Below are 19,839 nucleotides of genomic sequence, written 5' to 3' on the forward strand. Positions count from 1 at the left end.
GCGGATTGAGACACAGTATCATCCCGCTGAATTCTAAAACAGTTGGGAAATGTGACTTTTGTGATTCAGTCGATCAGAATCTAGTGGAACCAGGAGTTCTAGCCGAATGGTTCAACTTATTGATAAGCATATATGAACCAGATGCAGATGGTAAGCTATTAGTTGAGTGGTTGAAAGAAGACTGGGAGCTTTTTTCGCACACAAAGATGGATACTGCTCACGCCAAGGAGCTGCTGGGTGAAATACTTGACGATGGAGATATCGTTCGTCGGAACTTTTCTCCGTCCGAGAAGTATAAGAGTGAAGTACTCGTTAGATGGGAAACTTTCCGCGACGAGTTAATGTACAAAAACCGATACTTCCTTGATGAACCATTAGATACTGATCGGCTTAAAGAACTATTGGCTCACCTGCCTGCTGATGACTTACCACAACTATGGTACAGAGCTAGGATTCGTACTGGCGAAAAAAATTATGAAATCAAAGATATGGGACCTCCACCGAATCGACTAGCTTCCCATGGCCGAGCGAACCCTCCTGGAATTCCATATTTGTATGTTGGCTCACAGCCGGACACAGCAGCCTCGGAAGTCCGCCCTCACACTGGCGAAGTTGCATGCGTAGCTGAATTCAAAATTACCGCTCCCCTCCGAGCAGTAGACCTTAGAAACCCACGAAAGCTGGTATCGCCATTTTTGCTGGGTGACGCAAGTGCAATCGGGCAATTGCGTGCCGACATTCCGTTTCTTGAGCGTTTGGGGGAGGAACTTACCAGGCCAGTTCTACCTCAAGGTGCAGCGATTGACTACGTACCAAGTCAGTATCTATGTGAGTTCATTAAGAAAAGCGGATACGACGGGGTAATCTACCGAAGTTCAGTAAGCGACGGAATGAACTTAGCCCTTTTTGACCCAAGCAAAGCAGAGGGTGGGGATGTTAGCCTGTACAAGATTAATAGAGTATCAGTGGATGTCCAAAGAGAGCAGTGACAATCATCCTTAGAATCGTCCTGACCTTTGAACATCAGTGAGCAACAGATAAACTGCTTTATAGCCACCCATGAAGGCTAATGGGTGGTAAGCCCCTCTCCCCCTACTCGCCATGCCGATTACTTTCATGGATTCCAAGAAAGTATCAAAGCCAATTAGATTTGACTCCGCCTCAACAATGCGCAGCACTTCGTCGAGATTGTCAATCACAAAACTCTTATCTTGGGTTTCATCCGCCAATGGATTATCGATAACCATATCAAACCCCAAATCTGAAGGCTTGACCTTGGCTAAATCCACCCAAAAAAACCTGTTACAACTCCCGAGCTCAATTAAATCTTTTGCCAACGGGCATCCAGCAATCATAGGGATGCCTAAGCTACGCCCCGCCGCAGCTGCTACAGCCAATTCGTGGTTGATTTTCATATGGATCAAACCGTTTTGTTCTCTTAAAACCTTAGGGCGCCTGGCGTATAAGCCCAAGACTCTAAATCCATGAGCGCTGTGCAAGTCCTTGGATAAGCCTGATCCCTCCCGAGTCATCCACGGATAAATTGGGGTTACGGAGGTGTACTTTTCACGTAGTTTATTTACCAGCTCAGGGATAAGCACATACTCCGCAGATCTTTCACATACATAACTTATCGGCCCAAGCATATCCACCCCAAACTTGCTTAAACAATATCATTTTATCGAATCGTAGTGCTCTATGCATTGCACAGTACGATTTAAAATTGTTGAAAACCCTGAAAAATCTATACTGCCTTTTTTAGCCAGAATGACTTTTTTGGCAAACACTTCTTTGCCATACTCCGTAGCGGTGTCTATATTTTTGTCAGGATTGAATTTTTTTCCGGAAACCTTTTCATCCAAAGTCGACTTTAAAAATAGATCTTCAATTGCTGTACTCTTTGCGCCCCCTAAAGGGGTTAGCACGATATATAGATTATGGATGACATGGATAAATTCTGCGTGGCGATACCCTGCCCCTCTACTCGCAACCGGATAAACTACCGCTGAACTTTTGCCCTTGAGAAAATTTTCAGTCGTGCCAAAACCGCTATCATTATCAAACATAATAATTACAGGATTTTTAGGCTTTGGCGCCTGATAGAAACCATAGTGTCTTTCATATTGCTCGATGAAGCTCTTTAGATAATTAGCACCACCATACAACTGAAGCAAAAATTTGGTTCTTTCACTGTATCCGAACAAAGAAATCAGAAGTTTATAGGGCGCAACAGGAGTTTTCACGTTTGCAAGACGCGGGTACGCCGCAGCAAGACTGTGTATGGCTGATCTTATGTAAATATTGTCAGTTTGACCTTCGCATATAATAACCGGTTTATCGTTAGCGTAAAAATGCCGATAATACAAAAATCTACTAAACGTTCTTTCTCTACCGCTTAGGAGTTCGCGAGTATTGAGCTTATGGTCAGCCAAAGCATACTCGCGATTTAGTGGCAGCTTCTGTCGCAGGCGATTATAGTAATCGACCTGGTCAATAAAATTTAAGCGGCCCTCCAACTCAAACAGCGTTCCCCTTCTACTTACGGCGCCATTATTAATTACAAACTCTCCAGTTCTGAAAAGCGAATGGCATTGAGATTTCACTGTCCGCCAGTACTCACTCTTTACGTTTGGCTTTTCATTCACGACAAGGCCTGTAACATCCTGACGTGAGTCCTTATACTGAACCCTTGTTTTTTTAGCGTTCAGTTTAAAGCCAGCTCGAATAATCTCGCGTTCGATGTCGAGGCCGCACTCATAGCTTCCGGAGACATCCTTAGCAATAGCTATAGGAAAAACATTTTTTCGCGTTGAGAAAGTTATATCATCTGCATAGCGTGAGTAAGTACAGGAGTTCTTCTTTGCCAGCGCGGCCAGCCTGATATCTAAACTGTGGGCTATTAGGTTTGTGATGACTGGCGAGCATGGACTCCCTTGCGGAAGCTTATTGTCATAACAGGCTATTTGAGCGAGAACGGTTGCGACATTAGGATCAAGACGAAAATTGTTATTGGTTATAAAAAATCCCCGGACACGGCCGAAGTTAAAACTATCAAAGAAGTTATTAATATCTATGTTTAAAACGTTCTTCTTACCCAAATGCATCAAAGCATTTGTTATGATCGACCTTTTCCGCACAAAACCGTGAGAAAGCGTTGACGTAAAAACATAATCCACCCGCTTTGCGCGCCTCCCACGAGTTTTACCCTCGTTTTTTGCGAATCTACCCTTAGGAGCTCGCGGGGGCTTTGCTTTATTTATTTCCTCGATGCAATCCTGCAGAAGTATAGATAGAGAAGATTGCACAGCTTTGAGCCGCTCAGAGGGGGCAAAGATCGTGCGAGTTCCACCACTTTTTTTTGGAATTTCAAACCTAGCGTACTGGGTAGACGGTTTCAGTACGTAAAGCAGATAGGTAAGAGCAGAGGCTTTGATTCCCAAGAGTAGTGCGAGTTCAGGCTTCGTCCGAACGGCCCGGAGGGCATCGATTTTTCTCATAAGACGCACTACGCAGGTGAGGTGAGAGGCGGCTTATGGGCACTCCTACGCAACTGGAGGGACCGTCAAACGTCGACAAGTCTCATAGGGCAGTCCTTTCGGACATTGTTTTCACTGATCGCGATCCGCGATCCAAAATCTGCCCATAAGCCTGAGCCGAGGCTATCAAAACGATATCACCGATTCAAGGTAATGCCGTTCGTAGGCTTTCCGCTGGTTTCGTCGACCCCTTCGACATGCATCGAATCTCAACACTCAATGATTTTTTGCTACGGAGGACAGCCACTGCGACTCATGGAAACGGTACGATCACGGTACAGCACCGAGCTTGGATGGATTTCTGTAGATTACGGACAACCCCTTGTATTACTGGGATTTCAGGTGTGTTAGGTTACGTTCAGCTTCGGGTGATTTCTCTAGTCATATCAAACCGCCCGGCAACTCATAATCCTTTGGTCCACGGTTCGAGTCCGTGTGGGCCCACCAGATCATGAAAAAGCCGCGCATCCGCGCGGTTTTTTTATGCCCGATTGCCGGCAAGGGTTTGGGGCTTGCCCTGCTCATCTACGGCTGGCTAGGCTAACGGACCAACCGTAGAGACTCACCATGTCGGATGCCCGCCCCATCACCCTCGACGAAATCGACCGTCAGTTGCTCGCCCTGCTGCAGATCAACGCCCGCGAAAGCGTCGCCACCCTCGCCCGCCAGCTGGGCATCGCCCGCACCACGGTCAACTCGCGCCTGGAGCGGCTTGAGAAGAACAAGGTAATCACCGGCTATGGCGTGCGCCTTGGCCAGCGCCTGATTGGCGGTGGGCTGCAGGCTTATGTCGGGATCAAAGTACAGCCACGCTCTGGCAAGGAAGTGGTCCGGCGGCTGAGTGCCATGGGGCAAGTGCAGCAGCTGTGCGCGGTGAGTGGCGAATTCGACTACGTGGCCTGGCTACGCAGCGATTCGCCGGAACAACTCGACCAACTGCTGGACCAAATTGGCAGTGTCGAGGGAGTGGAAAAAACCACCACGTCGATCATCCTGAGCAGCAAGGTTGATCGGGGGCAGCCCATCTAAACCTTCGCGTGGGATCGGCGTTGCCTGCTGATCATCAAAATAGCCACAGAATCGGTCGATATGACCACCGAACACACATTACGACATCATTCTGCATCTTAATTACGAACACCCCGCTTCATAAAATGACCCACAGCCATCTCCTATACTCAGGCTCCGCCCTTCGCGCAGCCGCTCTGGCAAGGTCACTTCATGAACAAGAAAAACCGCCACCCCGCCGACGGCAAACAACCCATCACCATCTTCGGCCCGGATTTTCCCTTCGCCTTCGACGACTGGCTGGAACACCCGGCCGGCCTGGGCAGTATCCCGGCCGAGCGCCATGGTGAGGAAGTCGCCATTGTCGGTGCAGGCATCGCCGGCCTGGTGGCGGCCTACGAATTGATGAAGCTTGGCCTCAAGCCTGTGGTGTACGAGGCCTCGAAGCTCGGCGGGCGCTTGCGCTCGCAGGCCTTCAACGGCACCGACGGCATCATCGCCGAGCTCGGTGGCATGCGCTTCCCGGTGTCCTCCACCGCCTTCTACCACTACGTCGACAAGCTGGGGCTGGAAACCAAGCCCTTCCCCAACCCGCTGACCTCTGCCTCGGGCAGCACGGTGATCGACCTCGAAGGCCAGACCTACTACGCCGAAAAAGCCAGTGACTTGCCCAAGCTGTTCCATGAAGTGGCCGATGCCTGGGCCGATGCACTGGAAAGCGGTGCCAGGTTCGCCGACATCCAGCAGGCGATCCGTGACCGCGACGTACCTCGGCTGAAAGAGTTGTGGAACACGCTGGTGCCGCTGTGGGACGACCGCACCTTCTACGACTTTGTCGCCACCTCGCGCTCGTTTGCCCAACTGAGCTTCCAGCACCGCGAAGTGTTCGGCCAGGTCGGGTTCGGCACCGGCGGCTGGGACTCGGACTTCCCCAACTCGATGCTGGAAATCTTCCGCGTGGTGATGACCAACTGCGATGACCACCAGCACCTGATCGTCGGCGGCGTGGAGCAAGTCCCTCAGGGTATCTGGCGCCATGTGCCGGAGCGCTGCGCCCATTGGCCGCAAGGCACCAGCCTGAGTTCGCTGCATGGCGGCGCGCCGCGCACCGGGGTAAAACGCATTGCACGTGCCGCCGATGGACGCCTGGCGGTCACCGACAACTGGGGTGACACCCGCCACTACGGCGCGGTGCTCGCCACCTGCCAGAGCTGGCTGCTGACCACCCAGATCGACTGCGAAGAGTCGCTGTTCTCACAGAAGATGTGGATGGCCCTGGACCGCACCCGCTACATGCAGTCGTCGAAAACCTTTGTCATGGTCGACCGGCCGTTCTGGAAGGACAAGGACCCACAGACCGGCCGCGATCTGATGAGCATGACCCTTACCGATCGCCTCACCCGCGGGACCTACCTGTTCGACAACGGTGAGGACAAACCGGGCGTCATCTGCCTGTCCTACGCCTGGATGAGCGACGCCCTGAAGATGCTGCCGCATCCGGTGGAGAAGCGCGTGCAGCTGGCTCTGGATGCACTGAAAAAGATCTACCCGAAAACCGACATCGCCGGGCACATCATCGGCGACCCGATCACCATTTCCTGGGAAGCCGACCCGCACTTCCTCGGCGCCTTCAAGGGCGCTCTGCCGGGCCACTACCGCTACAACCAACGCATGTATGCGCACTTCATGCAGCAGGACATGCCCGCCGAACAACGCGGCATGTTCATCGCCGGCGACGACGTGTCGTGGACCCCGGCCTGGGTCGAAGGCGCAGTACAGACGTCGCTGAATGCGGTGTGGGGTATCATGAACCACTTCGGTGGCCACACCCACCCGGACAACCCAGGGCCGGGCGATGTGTTCGACGAGATCGGGCCGATCGCCCTGGCCGACTGAAAACAAGGAGGCAGCATGCGCATCGCTCTGTTCCAGGGCGCACCCAACCCGCTGGACGTGCCCGGCAACCTGCAACGGCTGCGTCACCAGGCGCAACTGGCAGCCGAGCGTGGCGCGCAGCTGCTGGTGTGCCCGGAGATGTTCCTGAGCGGCTACAACATTGGCCTGGCGCAGGTCGAACGGCTGGCCGAAGCCGACGATGGCCCCTCGGCCATGGCGGTGGTGGAAATCGCTCAGGCGCACCGGATCGCCATCGTCTATGGCTACCCGGAGCGTGCCGATGACGGGGCGATCTACAACAGCGTGCAGTTGATCGATGCCCATGGCCGCAGCCTGAGCAATTACCGCAAGACCCACCTGTTCGGCGAGTTGGACCGGTCGATGTTCAGCCCTGGCGCCGACCATTTCCCGGTGGTCGAGCTGGAAGGCTGGAAGGTCGGCCTGTTGATCTGCTACGACATCGAGTTCCCGGAGAACGCCCGGCGCCTGGCGCTGGCAGGTGCCGAGCTGATTCTGGTGCCGACCGCGAACATGGCGCCTTACGATTTCGTCTGCCAGGTGACCGTGCGCTCGCGAGCGCAGGAAAACCAGTGCTACCTGGTGTATGCCAATTACTGCGGGGCCGAAGACGAGATCCAGTATTGCGGGCAAAGCAGCATCATCGGGCCGGACGGCAGCCTGCTGGCCATGGCCGGGCGCGACGAGTGCCTGCTGCTGGCGGAACTGGAGCATGAGCGGGTGGTGCGGGGGCGTGAGGCGTTTCCTTATCTGACCGATCTGCGTCGAGAGTTGCATCTGCTTCAGGGCTGACAGGGGCCGCTTTGCGGCCCATTCGCGGGTAAACCGCTCCCACAGCATGTTTACAGGCCTTGGTCCTGCGCAACGCCTGTGGGAGCGGGTTTACCCGCGAATGGGCCGGGCCTGCCTTACAAATGGGTTAGCATGGACACCTGCCCCGGAGTTCCCATGCCTGACACCACCCGCCACCTCGCACTCGCCAACGGCCTGCAACTGACCTTGCGTCATGCCCCGCGCCTGAAGCGCGCAGCTGCAGCTCTGCGAGTGCACGCGGGCAGCCACGACGCTCCGCGCCAGTGGCCGGGCCTTGCCCACTTCCTCGAGCACCTGTTCTTCCTCGGCACCGCGCGCTTCCCACTGGAAGACGGCCTGATGCGCTACGTCCAGGCCCTCGGCGGCCAGGTCAATGCCAGTACCCGCGAACGCACGACCGACTTCTTCTTCGAAGTACCACCGGCCGCGCTGGCCGGTGGGCTGGAGCGCCTGTGCCAGATGCTTGCCGAGCCGGACCTGAGCATCGAGCGCCAGCACCGCGAGCGGGAAGTCATCCACGCCGAATTCATCGCCTGGTCACGCAACCCGCAAGCACAACAGGCGTTTGCCTTGCTGCAGTCGGTGGTAGGCGATCATCCGTTGGTCGGCTTTCATGCAGGCAACCGCTATTCCCTCGCTTTAGGCAATATTGCCTTCCAGCAAGCCCTCACCGGTTTTCACCAGCGCTTCTACCAGGGCGGTCAGATCACATTGAGTCTGTGCGGCCCGCAGCCACTGGATGCACTGGAACTACTCGGCAGGCAATTCGCCGGCATCTTCGAATCGCGCGCAACTGTGCCCCAAGCATTGCCACCCGCCCTGGCTGCCAACGAGCCGCTACTGTTCGCTCACGAAGGCTTGCCTGCAGGTGCAGAACAGGCGCTGGAGCTGCTGATGGCCTGCCTCGGCGATAACCGCCCCGGCAGTTGGCTGGATGCACTGCAGCGACGTGGCTGGCTCAAAGGGTTCAAGGTCGAGAAGCTATATGCCTTCGCCGGTCAATTGCTCTGGCACATCGACCTGAAGCTCGGCCCAGATGCGAGTTTCGACGAAGCCCGGAAGCTTCTGCACGGCTGGTTCGACTTCATCCGCCAGTCAGACCCCGTCCAGCTCAATGGCGCGTTCGGCCTCTTGCAGCAACGTCGCGAGCGCAATGCCAGCGCACTGGAACTGGCCCGCCGCGACAGCGCCAGACAACCGTTCGCATCGCTGGATACGCAAGCTCTCGCCGCGCTTGCGGCATTGCTTGAGCAGCTGCCGTGCCGCGCATACGCACAATGGCATCTGCCTGCGGCCGAGCCTTTGTTGTTCGATGATTTGCCCATTTCTGAAAATACAGCGCTGCCACGTGCGCTCACCCTCTGCGACCTCCTTCCGCCAGCCAGGCAATACGCAGCGCTTTATCTGCGCTGGCACGTCCCTTCGGCATTGCGCCAGCATCTCTATGGCGTGCTTGAGCGCGCCTTGCACCCCCTGCAAATGCGTTGCGAGCAGGCCTGTGTGCAACTGCAGTTCAGTGCGTCAGGCGAATACTGGCAGTTGCGCTGCGCTGGCCACCCGGCTGCCGTGATACGCGCCACAGCCCAAGCCCTGGCGCTTTTGCAGGCGCCCTCCAACTGGCAACTTTCGCCGCCTGAGGCGCCCACCCTGATACCGATCAGGGCGCTGATCAAGCAACTACCTGACGCAGTGCTCGACACCTGCCCCGAAGCATCTACCTCATGCACCGTCGACCAGTCACGCCTCAACGACGCCTGGCAGCACAGCCACTGGCAGGGCCTCGCGACGGGTTTCGATACCCACGCCGCGCAGGCACTGGGCGCAGTGCTGCAGGGCTGCCCCGGGCAAGGCGCTGCGCCCACGCCTGCCGCCCTTTGGACTGGCCATCGCTGGCAGCATGCCAAGATAGCGGGCAGTGAGAATGCCCTGTTGCTGTTCTGCCCACTGGCTGCCGAGCAGCAGGCCTGTGGTCGTCTGCTGGCGCAACTGCTGCAAGGCCCGGTCTACCAACGCCTGCGCGTCGAACTGCAACTCGGCTACGCGGTTTTCAGTACCTTCCGTCAGGTCGAGGGCATCGGTGGCCTGCTGTTCGGCGTGCAGTCGCCACATGCCAGTCACGCCGAAATCCTCGGCCACCTGCGCGAGCTTCTGAGCCAAGGCGTCACACTCGACACCGACGCCCGACAAGCACTGGCCGAGCAATTCGACGAACCTGCCATGGCCAACGCCGAGGTCGCCGAATGGGCTTGGCAGACACACCTGGCCAGCCAGCGCGCAAGCTTGCCTGCACTTCAGTGGTCTATCCTGAATACACGACAAGCAGATCTGGACGACATGCTACGTGACCTGCTCAGTACCGATCGCGCTTGGCTCTGCGTGGCCAACAGCGCCGCTCCAGATGCGTCCTGGAACTGACCAATCGAAGATTGTTACGTTTTCTACAAGGGCGCATATCAAAGAATTAACCTTTCGGTACAAAATTTTCTTGTAAGATAACGCTATCTCAGCAAATGGAACCTCCTGCTCCAGGCGGCACCCAACGAGTAGCTGAAACACCCCAACCCCATCCGGAAGGAGAACGCCCATGTGGACCAAACCTGCATACACTGACCTGCGTATCGGCTTCGAAGTGACCATGTACTTCGCCAACCGCTAAGCCCTGCTTTGCGGCATGACGCCTCGGCCCGCCGGGGCGTCGTCGTTTTTCGGATACGGCTTTTTCGCAGAAGGAGTGGCCATGTACATCCAGATTCTCGGTTCCGCCGCCGGCGGTGGTTTCCCGCAGTGGAACTGCAACTGCGTCAACTGCAAGGGCTTTCGCGACGGCAGCCTGCGCGCCACGGCACGCACCCAGTCGTCCATCGCCCTGTCCGACGACGGTGAGCACTGGATCCTGTGCAATGCCTCACCCGACATTCGCGCCCAGCTGCAGGCCTTTGCGCCGATGCAGCCTGCGCGTGCGTTGCGCGATACCGGCATCAACGCCATCGTCCTGCTCGACAGCCAGATCGACCACACCACCGGCCTGCTCAGCCTGCGCGAAGGCTGCCCGCACCAGGTCTGGTGCACCGACATGGTCCACCAGGACCTGACCACCGGCTTCCCGCTGTTCAACATGCTCAGCCACTGGAACGGCGGCCTGCAGTGGAACCGCATCGAGCTCGAAGGCAGTTTCGTCATCGAAGCCTGTCCCAACCTCAGGTTCACACCCTTCCCTCTGCGCAGCGCCGCACCCCCCTATTCGCCGCACCGCTTCGACCCACACCCGGGCGACAACCTCGGCCTGCTGGTCGAGGACACCCGCACCGGCGGCAAACTGTTCTACGCCCCCGGCCTCGGCCAGGTCGACGACCAGCTGCTGCAGATGATGCACGGCGCCGACTGCCTGCTGGTCGACGGCACGCTGTGGGAGAATGATGAAATGCAGCGCCGTGGTGTCGGCACCCGTACCGGCCGCGAGATGGGCCACCTGGCGCAGAACGGCCCCGGCGGCATGCTCGAGGTGCTCGATGGTTTCCCGCGCCAGCGCAAGGTGCTTATCCACATCAACAACACCAACCCGATCCTCGACGAAGACTCGCCCGAGCGCGCCGAAGTCCAGCGCCGTGGCGTCGAAGTCGCCTTCGACGGCATGAGCATCGAGTTGTAAGGAGGCCCCGTGAGCGACGCACTGCCAATGTCCCCTGCCGAGTTCGAGCAGGCCCTGCGCGCCAAAGGCGCCTACTACCACATCCACCACCCGTACCACGTGGCGATGTACGAAGGCCGCGCCAGCCGCGAGCAGATCCAGGGCTGGGTGGCCAACCGCTTCTACTACCAGGTCAACATCCCGATGAAGGATGCCGCGATCCTGGCCAATTGCCCGGACCGCGAAGTACGCCGCGAGTGGATCCAGCGCCTGCTCGACCACGACGGCGCGCCCGGTGAGGACGGCGGCATCGAAGCCTGGCTGCGCCTGGGCCAGGCAGTCGGCCTCGACCCCGACCAGCTGCGCTCCCAGGAACTGGTGCTGCCCGGTGTGCGCTTTGCAGTGGATGCCTACGTCAACTTCGCCCGCCGCGCCAGCTGGCAGGAAGCGGCCAGCAGCTCGCTGACCGAGCTGTTCGCCCCGCAGATCCACCAGTCGCGTCTGGACAGCTGGCCGCAGCACTACCCCTGGATCGACCCCGCCGGATACGCGTACTTCCGCACCCGCCTGGGCCAGGCCCGGCGTGACGTGGAGCACGGTCTGGCGATCACCCTCCAGCACTACACCACCCGCGCGGGCCAGGAGCGTATGCTGGAAATCCTGCAGTTCAAGCTGGATATTCTCTGGAGCATGCTCGACGCCATGAGCATGGCCTACGAGCTGAACCGCCCGCCTTACCACTCCGTCACCCAGCAACGGGTCTGGCACAAGGGGATCGCCCTATGAGCTTCGAACGCAACCAGGTGCCGAACTGGCGCCCTGGCTACCGCTTCCAGTATGAACCGGCGCAGAAGGGGCATGTGCTGCTGTACCCCGAGGGCATGATCAAGCTCAACGACAGCGCCGGCCTGATCGGCGGGCTGATCGACGGCAAGCGCGACGTGGCGGCGATCATCGCCGAACTTGAACAGCAATTCCCTGGTGTGCCTGAAGTCGCCGACGACATCGAGCAATTCATGGAGGTGGCCCGTGCCGAACACTGGATCACCCTCGCCTGAGGTGCCGGTCGGCCTGCCGCTGTGGCTGCTGGCCGAGCTGACCTACCGCTGCCCGCTGCAGTGCCCGTACTGCTCCAACCCGCTGGACTTCGCCGCTCAGGGCCAGGAGCTGAGCACCGCGCAGTGGTTCAAGGTGATGGCCGAAGCCCGCGAGATGGGCGCCGCACAGATCGGTTTTTCCGGTGGTGAACCGCTGGTGCGCCAGGACCTCGCCGAGCTGATCGGCGAGGCGCGCCGGCTGGGCTATTACACCAACCTGATCACCTCAGGCATCGGCCTGACCGAAGCGCGCATCGCCGCCTTCAAGGAGGCCGGGCTGGACCATATCCAGATCAGCTTCCAGGCCAGTGACGAGCAGGTCAACAACCTGCTGGCCGGCTCGAAGAAGGCCTTTGCCCAGAAGCTGGAGATGGCCCGTGCGGTGAAGGCCCACGGTTACCCGATGGTGCTCAACTTCGTCACCCATCGGCACAACATCGACAAGATCGACCGCATCATCGAGCTGTGCATTGCCCTTGAGGCGGACTTCGTCGAGCTTGCCACCTGCCAGTTCTACGGCTGGGCGCACCTCAACCGCCTGGGCCTGCTGCCGACCCGCGCGCAACTCGAACGTGCCGAGCGGATCACCAACGAGTACCGGGAAAAACTCAAGGCCGAGGGCCACCCGTGCAAGCTGATCTTCGTCACCCCGGATTACTACGAAGAACGCCCCAAGGCCTGCATGAACGGCTGGGGCAGCCTGTTCCTGACCATCACCCCGGACGGCACCGCCCTGCCCTGCCACGGCGCGCGCCAGCTGCCGGTGCAGTTCCCCAACGTGCGCGAGCATGACCTGCACCACATCTGGTACGACTCGTTCGGCTTCAACCGCTTCCGCGGTTACGACTGGATGCCCGAGCCGTGCCGTTCGTGCGACGAGAAGGAAAAGGACTTCGGCGGCTGCCGTTGCCAGGCCTTCATGCTCACCGGCGATGCCAGCAATGCCGACCCGGTGTGCGCCAAGTCGGCCGACCACGGCATCATCCTCAAAGCCCGCGAGGAGGCGGAAACCGCCCAGCTCGCCATCGAAGAGATGACCTTCCGCAATGAGCGCAACTCCCGTGTCATCGTCCGCGGCTGACTTCAGCGCCGCACAGGCCGTCGCCGCCGGCACCGACTTTGCCGAACTCAAGGTCAGCCCCGAGGGGCTGTTCTGGAACGAGTTCCGCCCGGCCGATGGCGCCTGCCGTATCTGGCATTGGCGTGACCACCAGGCCCGTTGCCTGACGCCCGATGGCTTCAGCGTGCGCAGCCGGGTATACGAATACGGTGGCGGCAGCTTCTGCCTGGGCGGCGACGGGCTGCTGTTCGTCAACGAAGAGGATCAGCAGGTCTATACCCAGAGCCTCGCAGGCTCTGCACCACGCCCCCTGAGCGCCGAGGCCGGCTGCCGCTACGGCGATCTGCAGTGGCACCACGGCAAGGTGCTGGCGGTTGAAGAGCGCCATGGCGACGGCGTCGAACATCGCCTGGTGGCATTGGGTGAAAACACCCGCCAGGTACTCGCCGAAGGTGCCGACTTCTATGCCTCGCCAACGGTCAGCGCTGATGGCAACCGCCTGGCGTGGGTCGAATGGGACCGCCCGGCACAGCCCTGGACCCTGACCCGGCTGATGTGCCGCGAACGCGACGCCAAGGGCGACTGGGGCCCCGCACAGCCCATCGCCGCCGCAGACGAATCGCTGCAACAACCGCGTTTCGACGCTGAGGGCCGCTTGTATTGCCTGTCTGACCGTAATGGCTTCTGGCAGCCCTGGGGCGAGGTCGACGGCCACTGGCAAGCATTGCCGGCCAAGCCTGCCGACCATGCCGCCGCGCCTTGGCAACTGGGCACCTGCACTTGGCTGCCGGTGAGCCCTCGACAATATCTTGCCACCTGGTTCGAAGGCGGTATCGGGCAGTTGGGCCTGCATGATGAAAATGGCCGATTGGAGCGATTCGCCAGCGCTTACACCCGATTCCGCAACCTGGCCATGGACGCCAAACACCTCTACGCCATCGCCGCCTCGCCAATCAGCCCACCAGCGGTGATCGCCATTGCCCGCGCCAACCACGCAGTCAGCGTGCTGGCCGGCGGTGCCGAAGTGCTGCCGGCAGGGCAGATCAGCCTGCCGCAATCGATCCACTACGAAAGCGGCGGCGCGTTTGCCCATGGCTTTTTCTATCCGGCACACGGCTCCAAGGGCCCTGCGCCTTTACTGGTGTTTATCCACGGCGGCCCGACCTCGGCCTGCTACCCGGTGCTCGACCCGCGTATCCAGTTCTGGACCCAGCGCGGTTTCGCCGTGGCCGACCTGAACTACCGGGGCAGCACCGGCTATGGCCGGGCCTACCGCCAGGCGCTGCACCTGCGTTGGGGCGAAAGCGATGTGCAGGATGCCTGCGCCGCGGTCGAGCATCTGGCAGGGCAAGGGCTGATCGACCCCGGTAAGGCGTTCATTCGCGGTGGCAGTGCCGGTGGCTACACCACGTTGTGCGCCCTGGCGTTCCACGACGTGTTTCGCGCCGGCGCCAGCCTTTACGGAGTCAGTGACCCCGTTGCCCTGGGCCGGGCCACGCACAAGTTTGAAGGCGACTACCTGGACTGGCTGATCGGTGATCCGCAACAGGATGCCGAACGCTACCGCCAGCGCACACCGCTGCTGCATGCCTCACGGATCAAGGTGCCGGTGATCTTCTTCCAGGGCGAGCTGGATGCCGTGGTGGTGCCGGAGCAGACGCGCTCGATGCTGCAGGCGTTGCAGGCCAATGGCATCGCGGCCGAAGGGCATTTCTATGCAGGGGAACGGCATGGGCTGCGCAAAGCCGAGAACCTGGCCCATGCGCTGGAGGAAGAGTGGAGGTTTTACTGCCGGGTGCTGCAGGGCTGAGACCTTGGGGCCGCTTTGCGGCCCTTTCCGACCGGTCCGGCGCCCCGGCAAGGCCGCTCCTACAGGGTCGCGTTCAGTTGTAGGAGCGGCCTTGCGGCCCCGGCATCCTCAGCGCTTGGCGATGATGTACACCGCATGCACGATCCCCGGGATGTAGCCCAGTAGGGTCAGCAGAATATTCAGCCAGAACGCCCCGGCAAAACCCACCTGCAGAAACACGCCCAGCGGCGGCAGGATGATAGCGATGATGATGCGAATGAAGTCCATGCGGGTCTCTCCTGAAGGGGTTACATCAGAGACTAGTCGCGCATCGCAGAGGTTCCACAGGCAAAAAAAACGCCCCGGGCCAAATGAAACAGGCACGGGGCGATGCGCAGGAACGCCAGACGGTTCGTTGAATTCTTGATCAGGCCGGCATCTCGCGGCGGGCCTGTTGCTGCGCGTGCAGGCGGGCAAAGGCCCGGGCCAGGCGCAGGAGCATTTCATCGATGTTGCCCTTGCTCACCGTCAGCGCCGGCGAGAAGCGCACCACATCGGGTTGTGGCGCATTCAGCAGCAAGCCTTCGTGCAGGGCGGCCTCGACCAGTTCTTTTGCCAGGTTCTCCTGCAGTTGCAGGGCCCAAAGCAGGCCCTGGCCACGCACTTCCCCCTGACCGTAGCGGCCAGCCAGGCGGCTCAAGCCATCGCGCAGGTGACGACCACTGTCCTGCACCTGTTCGAAGAAGCCCGGCTCCAGCACGGTCTCCAGCACGGCCAGACCGGCAGCGCTCATCAGCGCATTGCCGTGATGGCTGCCCTCCAGCTCACCCGGCTCGGCACAGCAGGCCGTCCCGCGAGCCAGCAACGCGGCCAGTGGCACACCGCCGCCCAGGCCCTTGCCCAGGGTGATGATGTCGGCGCGCACGCCGTAGGTCTGCTCTGCCAGCAAGGCTCCACAACGGCCAATGCCAGTCTGCACTTCGTCGAGAATCAGCAGGATGCCCAGCTCCCGGCAGAGCTGTTCCACCCCTTGCAGGTACTCGCGTGTAGCCGGGATCACACCCGCCTCGCCCTGTACCGGTTCGAGCATGATCGCCACCGTGCGCGAATCGACCTCGGCGTGCAGCGCCGCCAGGTCGTTGAACGGCACCTTGCTGAACCCCGGCAGGCCCGGTTCGCAGCGGTTGCACGGCAGCGGGTCAGAGGCCGACAGCGCACCCAGGCTGCGGCCATGACAGGCCTGGCTGGCGGTGATGATGTGGTAGGCGCCGTTACGGTGCAGCTGGCCCCACTTGCGCGCCAGCTTGATCGCCCCTTCACAGGCCTCGGCACCGCTGTTGAGCAGGTAGGCCTGGTCGCTGCCAGTGCTCTGGCACAACCGATTGACCAGCGCCAGCAGGCCATGGCTGTGGTAGCCCGCACCTGGGTTGATCAGCGCCTGTGCCTGGTTACCCAATGCCTTGACCAGCGCCGTGGGGCTGTGCCCGAGGCTGTTCACCGCGCCGCCCTGGGTAAAGTCCAGGTAGGCATGCCCTTCGTTATCCCACAACCAGGAGCCCTGACCACGCACGAACACTTGCGCCGCACGCTCGGTGCTCGGCATCAGGCGCTCGCGTGACAACTGCGGCGCATCCGCCACGATCACCGGCGCACGCTTGGGCTCGGCAACCGCGGCAGGGGCCGAACGGCGCAGGTTGAACAGGTTCATCGGGGCTCCAACCAATCACGGTAAAGGGCGGCCAGGGGTCCGGTCTTGCTGCCGGCGCTGGATAATTCTGCCTTGCCTATCAAAAGTGTTTTTCAAACGCGGTAACAATGAGCTGAATGATCGCTGTAACCCGTTGGAATACGGCGATAGACTAGGCGTCGCCCGTGTTTTCGGCCATTTCGTTTTCCCAGCTTTTTCGATAAGTGTTACTTATGGATTTTCGCCAACTGCGTTATTTCGTCGCGGTGTACGAAGAGGGCCATGTCGGCCGTGCTGCCGAACGCCTTTCACTGTCGCAACCGGCGCTGTCGCAACAGATTCGCCAGCTTGAGCACAGCCTTGACCTCAGCCTGTTCGAGCGCAGCAACAAGCGCCTGCTGCCGACCCTGGCCGCTCACACCTTGTACAACCATGCGCTGCCGCTGCTGGATGGCCTGCAACGGGCCCATGAGGCCATGCGCAATTTCAAGGGCCATTCACTTCGCACGCTGGCCATCGGTGTGCTGCAGACCGTGCGGCCAAGCCTGGTGCCACAGTTGCTGGAGCGGGTGCGCAAGGCACAGCCGCATCTGGTGGTGCAGATCTACGAACTGTCTGGGCTGGAGATCGAACGGCGGTTGCTCAACGGCAACCTGGACATTGGCATCAGCTACCTGCCACCCCGTCAGCCAGGGCTGCACGGCTCACTTCTGTACGAAGACGAGTTGCAGGTTGTCATCCCGGATACCCACCCCCTCAAGGACTTCAAGAAGGTCTCCATCAAGCAGGCCGCCGAATTACCCATGCTGATGCTCGGTGAGGAATTCCAGATCCGCCAGATCTGGAAGGAACAGCTCGCCGCCCAAGGCCGCAGGCCGCAGGTGCAGGCCGAGATGAACAACATGGCGGGGATCCTCGACAGCCTGGCGCACACGGCGCTTGCGACCATCCTGCCAGGGCGGGCCAAGGATGCCGCCGAGGATGAGCAGGGCTTGCTGTGGAAGCCACTGAGCGAGCCGCGCGTGCCGCTAAAGGTTGGCCTGGTGTTCCGTGATGCACAGCGTCAGCAGGCGTCGGTGGAGCTGCTGCGCACGTTGCTGGAGGAAGAGACCGACACCCGGCAACTGGGCGCCTCGCCGCTGGATGTGCTTGGCTGAAAAACACGCAGACAAAGAAAACCCCGCCGAAGCGGGGTTCTCTAGACTGTTTCCCTGTGACATCCCTATCGCCCCGCCATCCTGGCAGGAAATCCTTCGTTGTCCCTGTTCTGTCCTTTGCACTTCCTGCGCAACGTCCATGTAGAAAGATTAACCGTGGATCCAATCTGACACCAGTGGCGAAAAGTCACCACGTCATGTAGGAAAAGGCTTACAAGAAGTAGTCATTCCCAGATACATCGGCTTGAGCCCATTCGCGGGTAACGCCGCGAATGGGCCCCACGCAATCGGTCAGAACTGCTCGGCATGCAGCAAGTACAACGACTCACTGCCCGCCTTCACCGAGGCCACCAGCGAATTCACCCGCGGCAGCAAGCGCGCGAAGTAGAACCGCGCCGTGCCCAGCTTGGCCGAATAGAACGCCTCATCGCCCTCACCCGCCTTGGCCGCACGTGCCATCAACGCCCACATGTAGGCATAGGCTACATAGCCAAAGGCATGCAGGTACTCGACCGACGCGGCGCCGATTTCATTCGGATTGCCCTTGGCCTGCTCCAGCACCCACTCGGTCAGCCCGTCGAGCTGATCCAGTGAGACGCCCAGCGGGCCGGCAAACTCCTTGAGCTCATCGCCCGCACTGGCAATGAACTGGCGAATCTCGTCAGAGAACAGCCTGTAGTACGCGCCACCGCTGGCCACCACCTTGCGGCCCATGAGGTCCAGCGCCTGGATGCCGTTGGTGCCTTCGTAGATCTGGGTGATACGCACATCGCGCACCAGTTGTTCCTGGCCCCACTCGCGAATGTAGCCATGGCCACCAAATACCTGCTGGCCGTGCACTGTGCACTCGAGGCCAAGATCAGTAAGGAACGCCTTGGCCACCGGCGTCAGCAGCGCCACCAGCTCTTCGCTGCGTTTGCGCGTAGCCGGGTCTTCGCTGTACTTGGCGCTATCGAGTTGCATCGCCACATAGGTGGAGAAGGCACGACCGCCCTCGATCAGCGCCTTCATGGTCAGCAGCATGCGCCGCACATCAGGGTGGACGATGATCGGGTCAGCGGCCTTGTCCTTGGCCTGCGGCCCGGTCGGTGCGCGGCTCTGCAGGCGGTCACGGGCGTATTCCACAGCGTTCTGGTAGGAGCGCTCGGCCGACGCCAGGCCCTGGATACCCACGCCCAGGCGCTCGTAGTTCATCATGGTGAACATGGCCGCCAGGCCTTTGTTCGGCTCGCCGACGATATAGCCGACCGCCTCGTCGAAGTTCATCACGCAGGTAGCCGAAGCCTGGATGCCCATCTTGTGCTCGATCGAGCCACAAGTGGCCGGGTTGCGCGCGCCGAGGCTGCCATCTTCATTCACCAGGTATTTCGGCACCAGGAACAGCGAGATGCCTTTGGGCCCCGCCGGCGCGTCGGGCAGCTTTGCCAGCACCAGGTGGATGATATTCTCAGTCAGGTCGTGCTCGCCGCCGGTAATGAAGATCTTGGTGCCGCTGACTTTGTAGCTGCCATCGGCCTGGGGCTCGGCCTTGGTGCGAATGATGCCCAGGTCGGTACCCGCATGCGGCTCGGTCAGGCACATGGAGCCGGCCCAGACGCCGGCGTACATGTTCGGCAGGTACTTTTCCTTCAGCGCTTCACTGGCATGGGCATTGATCGACAGGCAGGCGCCGGCGGTCAGCATCGGGTACAGGCCGAAGGCCAGGCTGGAGGCGTTGACCATTTCCTCGACCTGGGCCGATACGGCCTTGGGCATGCCCATGCCGCCAAATTGCGGGTCACCGCCCACGCCCACCCAACCGCCTTCGGCGTAGGTGTTGTAGGCCTCGATGAAACCGGCGGGCGTACGCACGGCACCGTTGTCCCAGTGGCAGCCTTCTTCATCGGCAGCGCGGCTGAGCGGGGCAATGCTCTTGCTGGTGACCTTGCCGGCTTCTTCCAGTACGGCCATGGCGGTTTGCGCGTCGACCGCCTCGGCCAGTTCGGGCAGTTGCGCCCACAGCTCGGCCACGTTGAAGACTTCATTCAGTACGAAGCGCATGTCGCGCAGGGGCGCTTTATAGTCAGCCATGACAACCTCTCGCTGGTCGGGTCGGGGCGGCCTCACGGGCCACGGCACGGGTTGAAACCCGGCGTTGAAACCAGTGTAAC

The 19,839-nt window shown here is 60.1% G+C and carries 17 protein-coding genes; 12 read left to right on the forward strand and 5 right to left on the reverse strand.

Translation table 11 applies throughout. The features are described 5' to 3' along the window. Positions 1-5 precede the first annotated feature (5 nt). Positions 6-989 carry an RES domain-containing protein gene (locus H040_RS11240; RefSeq protein ID WP_256208029.1) on the forward strand — a complete coding sequence of 328 codons (984 nt, stop codon included), beginning with the start codon at positions 6-8 and terminating at the stop codon, positions 987-989. A 9-nt stretch (positions 990-998) separates the two neighbouring features. On the opposite strand, the gene H040_RS11245 is transcribed toward H040_RS11240, so the two are convergent. Then, positions 999-1,415: a hypothetical protein gene (locus H040_RS11245; RefSeq protein ID WP_027917484.1), complete on the reverse strand. Its 417-nt coding sequence runs from the start codon at positions 1,413-1,415 to the stop codon at positions 999-1,001. Between the two features lie 258 nt (positions 1,416-1,673). Further along, the gene (locus H040_RS11250) at positions 1,674-3,497 is read right to left on the reverse strand and encodes a retron Ec67 family RNA-directed DNA polymerase/endonuclease (protein WP_081784242.1); all 1,824 of its coding nucleotides are present in this window, start codon (positions 3,495-3,497) and stop codon (positions 1,674-1,676) included. Between the two features lie 606 nt (positions 3,498-4,103). On the opposite strand from H040_RS11250, the gene H040_RS11255 reads away from it, so the two are divergent. The 10 genes from H040_RS11255 to H040_RS11300 all read left to right on the forward strand — a co-directional run bounded on the left by H040_RS11255 (position 4,104) and on the right by H040_RS11300 (position 14,866). Beyond that, entirely contained in the window at positions 4,104-4,565 is a 462-nt protein-coding gene (locus tag H040_RS11255) for an Lrp/AsnC family transcriptional regulator (protein WP_027917485.1), read from the forward strand. A gap of 192 nt (positions 4,566-4,757) precedes the next feature. Continuing rightward, positions 4,758-6,440 carry a flavin monoamine oxidase family protein gene (locus H040_RS11260; RefSeq protein ID WP_027917486.1) on the forward strand — a complete coding sequence of 561 codons (1,683 nt, stop codon included), beginning with the start codon at positions 4,758-4,760 and terminating at the stop codon, positions 6,438-6,440. Positions 6,441-6,455: 15 nt separating this feature from the next. Beyond that, positions 6,456-7,250 (forward strand): carbon-nitrogen hydrolase family protein, encoded by a 795-nt coding sequence (locus H040_RS11265; RefSeq protein ID WP_027917487.1) that lies wholly within the window; start codon positions 6,456-6,458, stop codon positions 7,248-7,250. Positions 7,251-7,406: 156 nt separating this feature from the next. After that, positions 7,407-9,686: a pyrroloquinoline quinone biosynthesis protein PqqF gene (pqqF, locus tag H040_RS11270; RefSeq protein WP_027917488.1), complete on the forward strand. Its 2,280-nt coding sequence runs from the start codon at positions 7,407-7,409 to the stop codon at positions 9,684-9,686. Positions 9,687-9,855: 169 nt separating this feature from the next. Then, positions 9,856-9,927 (forward strand): pyrroloquinoline quinone precursor peptide PqqA, encoded by a 72-nt coding sequence (pqqA, locus tag H040_RS11275; RefSeq protein ID WP_003243383.1) that lies wholly within the window; start codon positions 9,856-9,858, stop codon positions 9,925-9,927. Positions 9,928-10,008: 81 nt separating this feature from the next. Continuing rightward, positions 10,009-10,920: a pyrroloquinoline quinone biosynthesis protein PqqB gene (gene pqqB, locus H040_RS11280; protein WP_027917489.1), complete on the forward strand. Its 912-nt coding sequence runs from the start codon at positions 10,009-10,011 to the stop codon at positions 10,918-10,920. 27 nt (positions 10,921-10,947) lie between these two features. Further along, a complete protein-coding gene (gene pqqC, locus H040_RS11285) occupies positions 10,948-11,685 on the forward strand; it encodes a pyrroloquinoline-quinone synthase PqqC (protein WP_177326674.1) in 738 nt (245 codons plus the stop codon). Then, positions 11,682-11,957, forward strand: coding sequence for a pyrroloquinoline quinone biosynthesis peptide chaperone PqqD (gene pqqD / locus H040_RS11290; protein ID WP_027917491.1), 276 nt, complete (start codon positions 11,682-11,684; stop codon positions 11,955-11,957). Before pqqC ends, pqqD begins: the two co-directional genes overlap by 4 nt. Continuing rightward, positions 11,929-13,077 carry a pyrroloquinoline quinone biosynthesis protein PqqE gene (gene pqqE / locus H040_RS11295; protein WP_027917492.1) on the forward strand — a complete coding sequence of 383 codons (1,149 nt, stop codon included), beginning with the start codon at positions 11,929-11,931 and terminating at the stop codon, positions 13,075-13,077. Before pqqD ends, pqqE begins: the two co-directional genes overlap by 29 nt. Next, positions 13,043-14,866: a S9 family peptidase gene (locus H040_RS11300; protein WP_027917493.1), complete on the forward strand. Its 1,824-nt coding sequence runs from the start codon at positions 13,043-13,045 to the stop codon at positions 14,864-14,866. The genes pqqE and H040_RS11300 overlap by 35 nt, the downstream gene beginning before the upstream one ends. Positions 14,867-14,974: 108 nt before the next feature. On the opposite strand, the gene H040_RS11305 is transcribed toward H040_RS11300, so the two are convergent. Both H040_RS11305 and H040_RS11310 read right to left on the reverse strand, forming a co-directional pair. Then, entirely contained in the window at positions 14,975-15,133 is a 159-nt protein-coding gene (locus H040_RS11305; protein ID WP_033696002.1) for a YqaE/Pmp3 family membrane protein, read from the reverse strand. Between the two features lie 139 nt (positions 15,134-15,272). Continuing rightward, complete coding sequence (locus H040_RS11310; RefSeq protein WP_027917494.1) at positions 15,273-16,553, reverse strand: aspartate aminotransferase family protein; 1,281 nt, start codon at positions 16,551-16,553, stop codon at positions 15,273-15,275. Positions 16,554-16,765: 212 nt separating this feature from the next. On the opposite strand from H040_RS11310, the gene H040_RS11315 reads away from it, so the two are divergent. Then, a complete protein-coding gene (locus tag H040_RS11315) occupies positions 16,766-17,689 on the forward strand; it encodes a LysR family transcriptional regulator (protein WP_027917495.1) in 924 nt (307 codons plus the stop codon). A gap of 291 nt (positions 17,690-17,980) precedes the next feature. Here the strand turns inward: H040_RS11315 and H040_RS11320 are convergent, their stop codons facing one another. Beyond that, positions 17,981-19,759, reverse strand: coding sequence for an acyl-CoA dehydrogenase C-terminal domain-containing protein (locus H040_RS11320; RefSeq protein WP_027917496.1), 1,779 nt, complete (start codon positions 19,757-19,759; stop codon positions 17,981-17,983). Positions 19,760-19,839 lie beyond the last annotated feature (80 nt).

It is taken from the genome of Pseudomonas sp. URMO17WK12:I7, from assembly GCF_003269045.1.
In the GTDB taxonomy this organism is placed as follows: domain Bacteria; phylum Pseudomonadota; class Gammaproteobacteria; order Pseudomonadales; family Pseudomonadaceae; genus Aquipseudomonas; species Aquipseudomonas putida_J.

Coding starts and splice junctions, on each gene's coding strand:
- H040_RS11245 (WP_027917484.1), bottom strand. CDS start 1,415: ATGAAAATCAACCACGAATTGGCTGTAGCAGCTGCGGCGGGGCGTAGC.
- H040_RS11250 (WP_081784242.1), bottom strand. CDS start 3,497: ATGAGAAAAATCGATGCCCTCCGGGCCGTTCGGACGAAGCCTGAACTC.
- H040_RS11255 (WP_027917485.1), top strand. CDS start 4,104: ATGTCGGATGCCCGCCCCATCACCCTCGACGAAATCGACCGTCAGTTG.
- H040_RS11260 (WP_027917486.1), top strand. CDS start 4,758: ATGAACAAGAAAAACCGCCACCCCGCCGACGGCAAACAACCCATCACC.
- H040_RS11265 (WP_027917487.1), top strand. CDS start 6,456: ATGCGCATCGCTCTGTTCCAGGGCGCACCCAACCCGCTGGACGTGCCC.
- pqqF (WP_027917488.1), top strand. CDS start 7,407: ATGCCTGACACCACCCGCCACCTCGCACTCGCCAACGGCCTGCAACTG.
- pqqB (WP_027917489.1), top strand. CDS start 10,009: ATGTACATCCAGATTCTCGGTTCCGCCGCCGGCGGTGGTTTCCCGCAG.
- pqqC (WP_177326674.1), top strand. CDS start 10,948: ATGTCCCCTGCCGAGTTCGAGCAGGCCCTGCGCGCCAAAGGCGCCTAC.
- pqqD (WP_027917491.1), top strand. CDS start 11,682: ATGAGCTTCGAACGCAACCAGGTGCCGAACTGGCGCCCTGGCTACCGC.
- H040_RS11300 (WP_027917493.1), top strand. CDS start 13,043: ATGAGCGCAACTCCCGTGTCATCGTCCGCGGCTGACTTCAGCGCCGCA.
- H040_RS11305 (WP_033696002.1), bottom strand. CDS start 15,133: ATGGACTTCATTCGCATCATCATCGCTATCATCCTGCCGCCGCTGGGC.
- H040_RS11310 (WP_027917494.1), bottom strand. CDS start 16,553: ATGAACCTGTTCAACCTGCGCCGTTCGGCCCCTGCCGCGGTTGCCGAG.
- H040_RS11315 (WP_027917495.1), top strand. CDS start 16,766: ATGGATTTTCGCCAACTGCGTTATTTCGTCGCGGTGTACGAAGAGGGC.
- H040_RS11320 (WP_027917496.1), bottom strand. CDS start 19,759: ATGGCTGACTATAAAGCGCCCCTGCGCGACATGCGCTTCGTACTGAAT.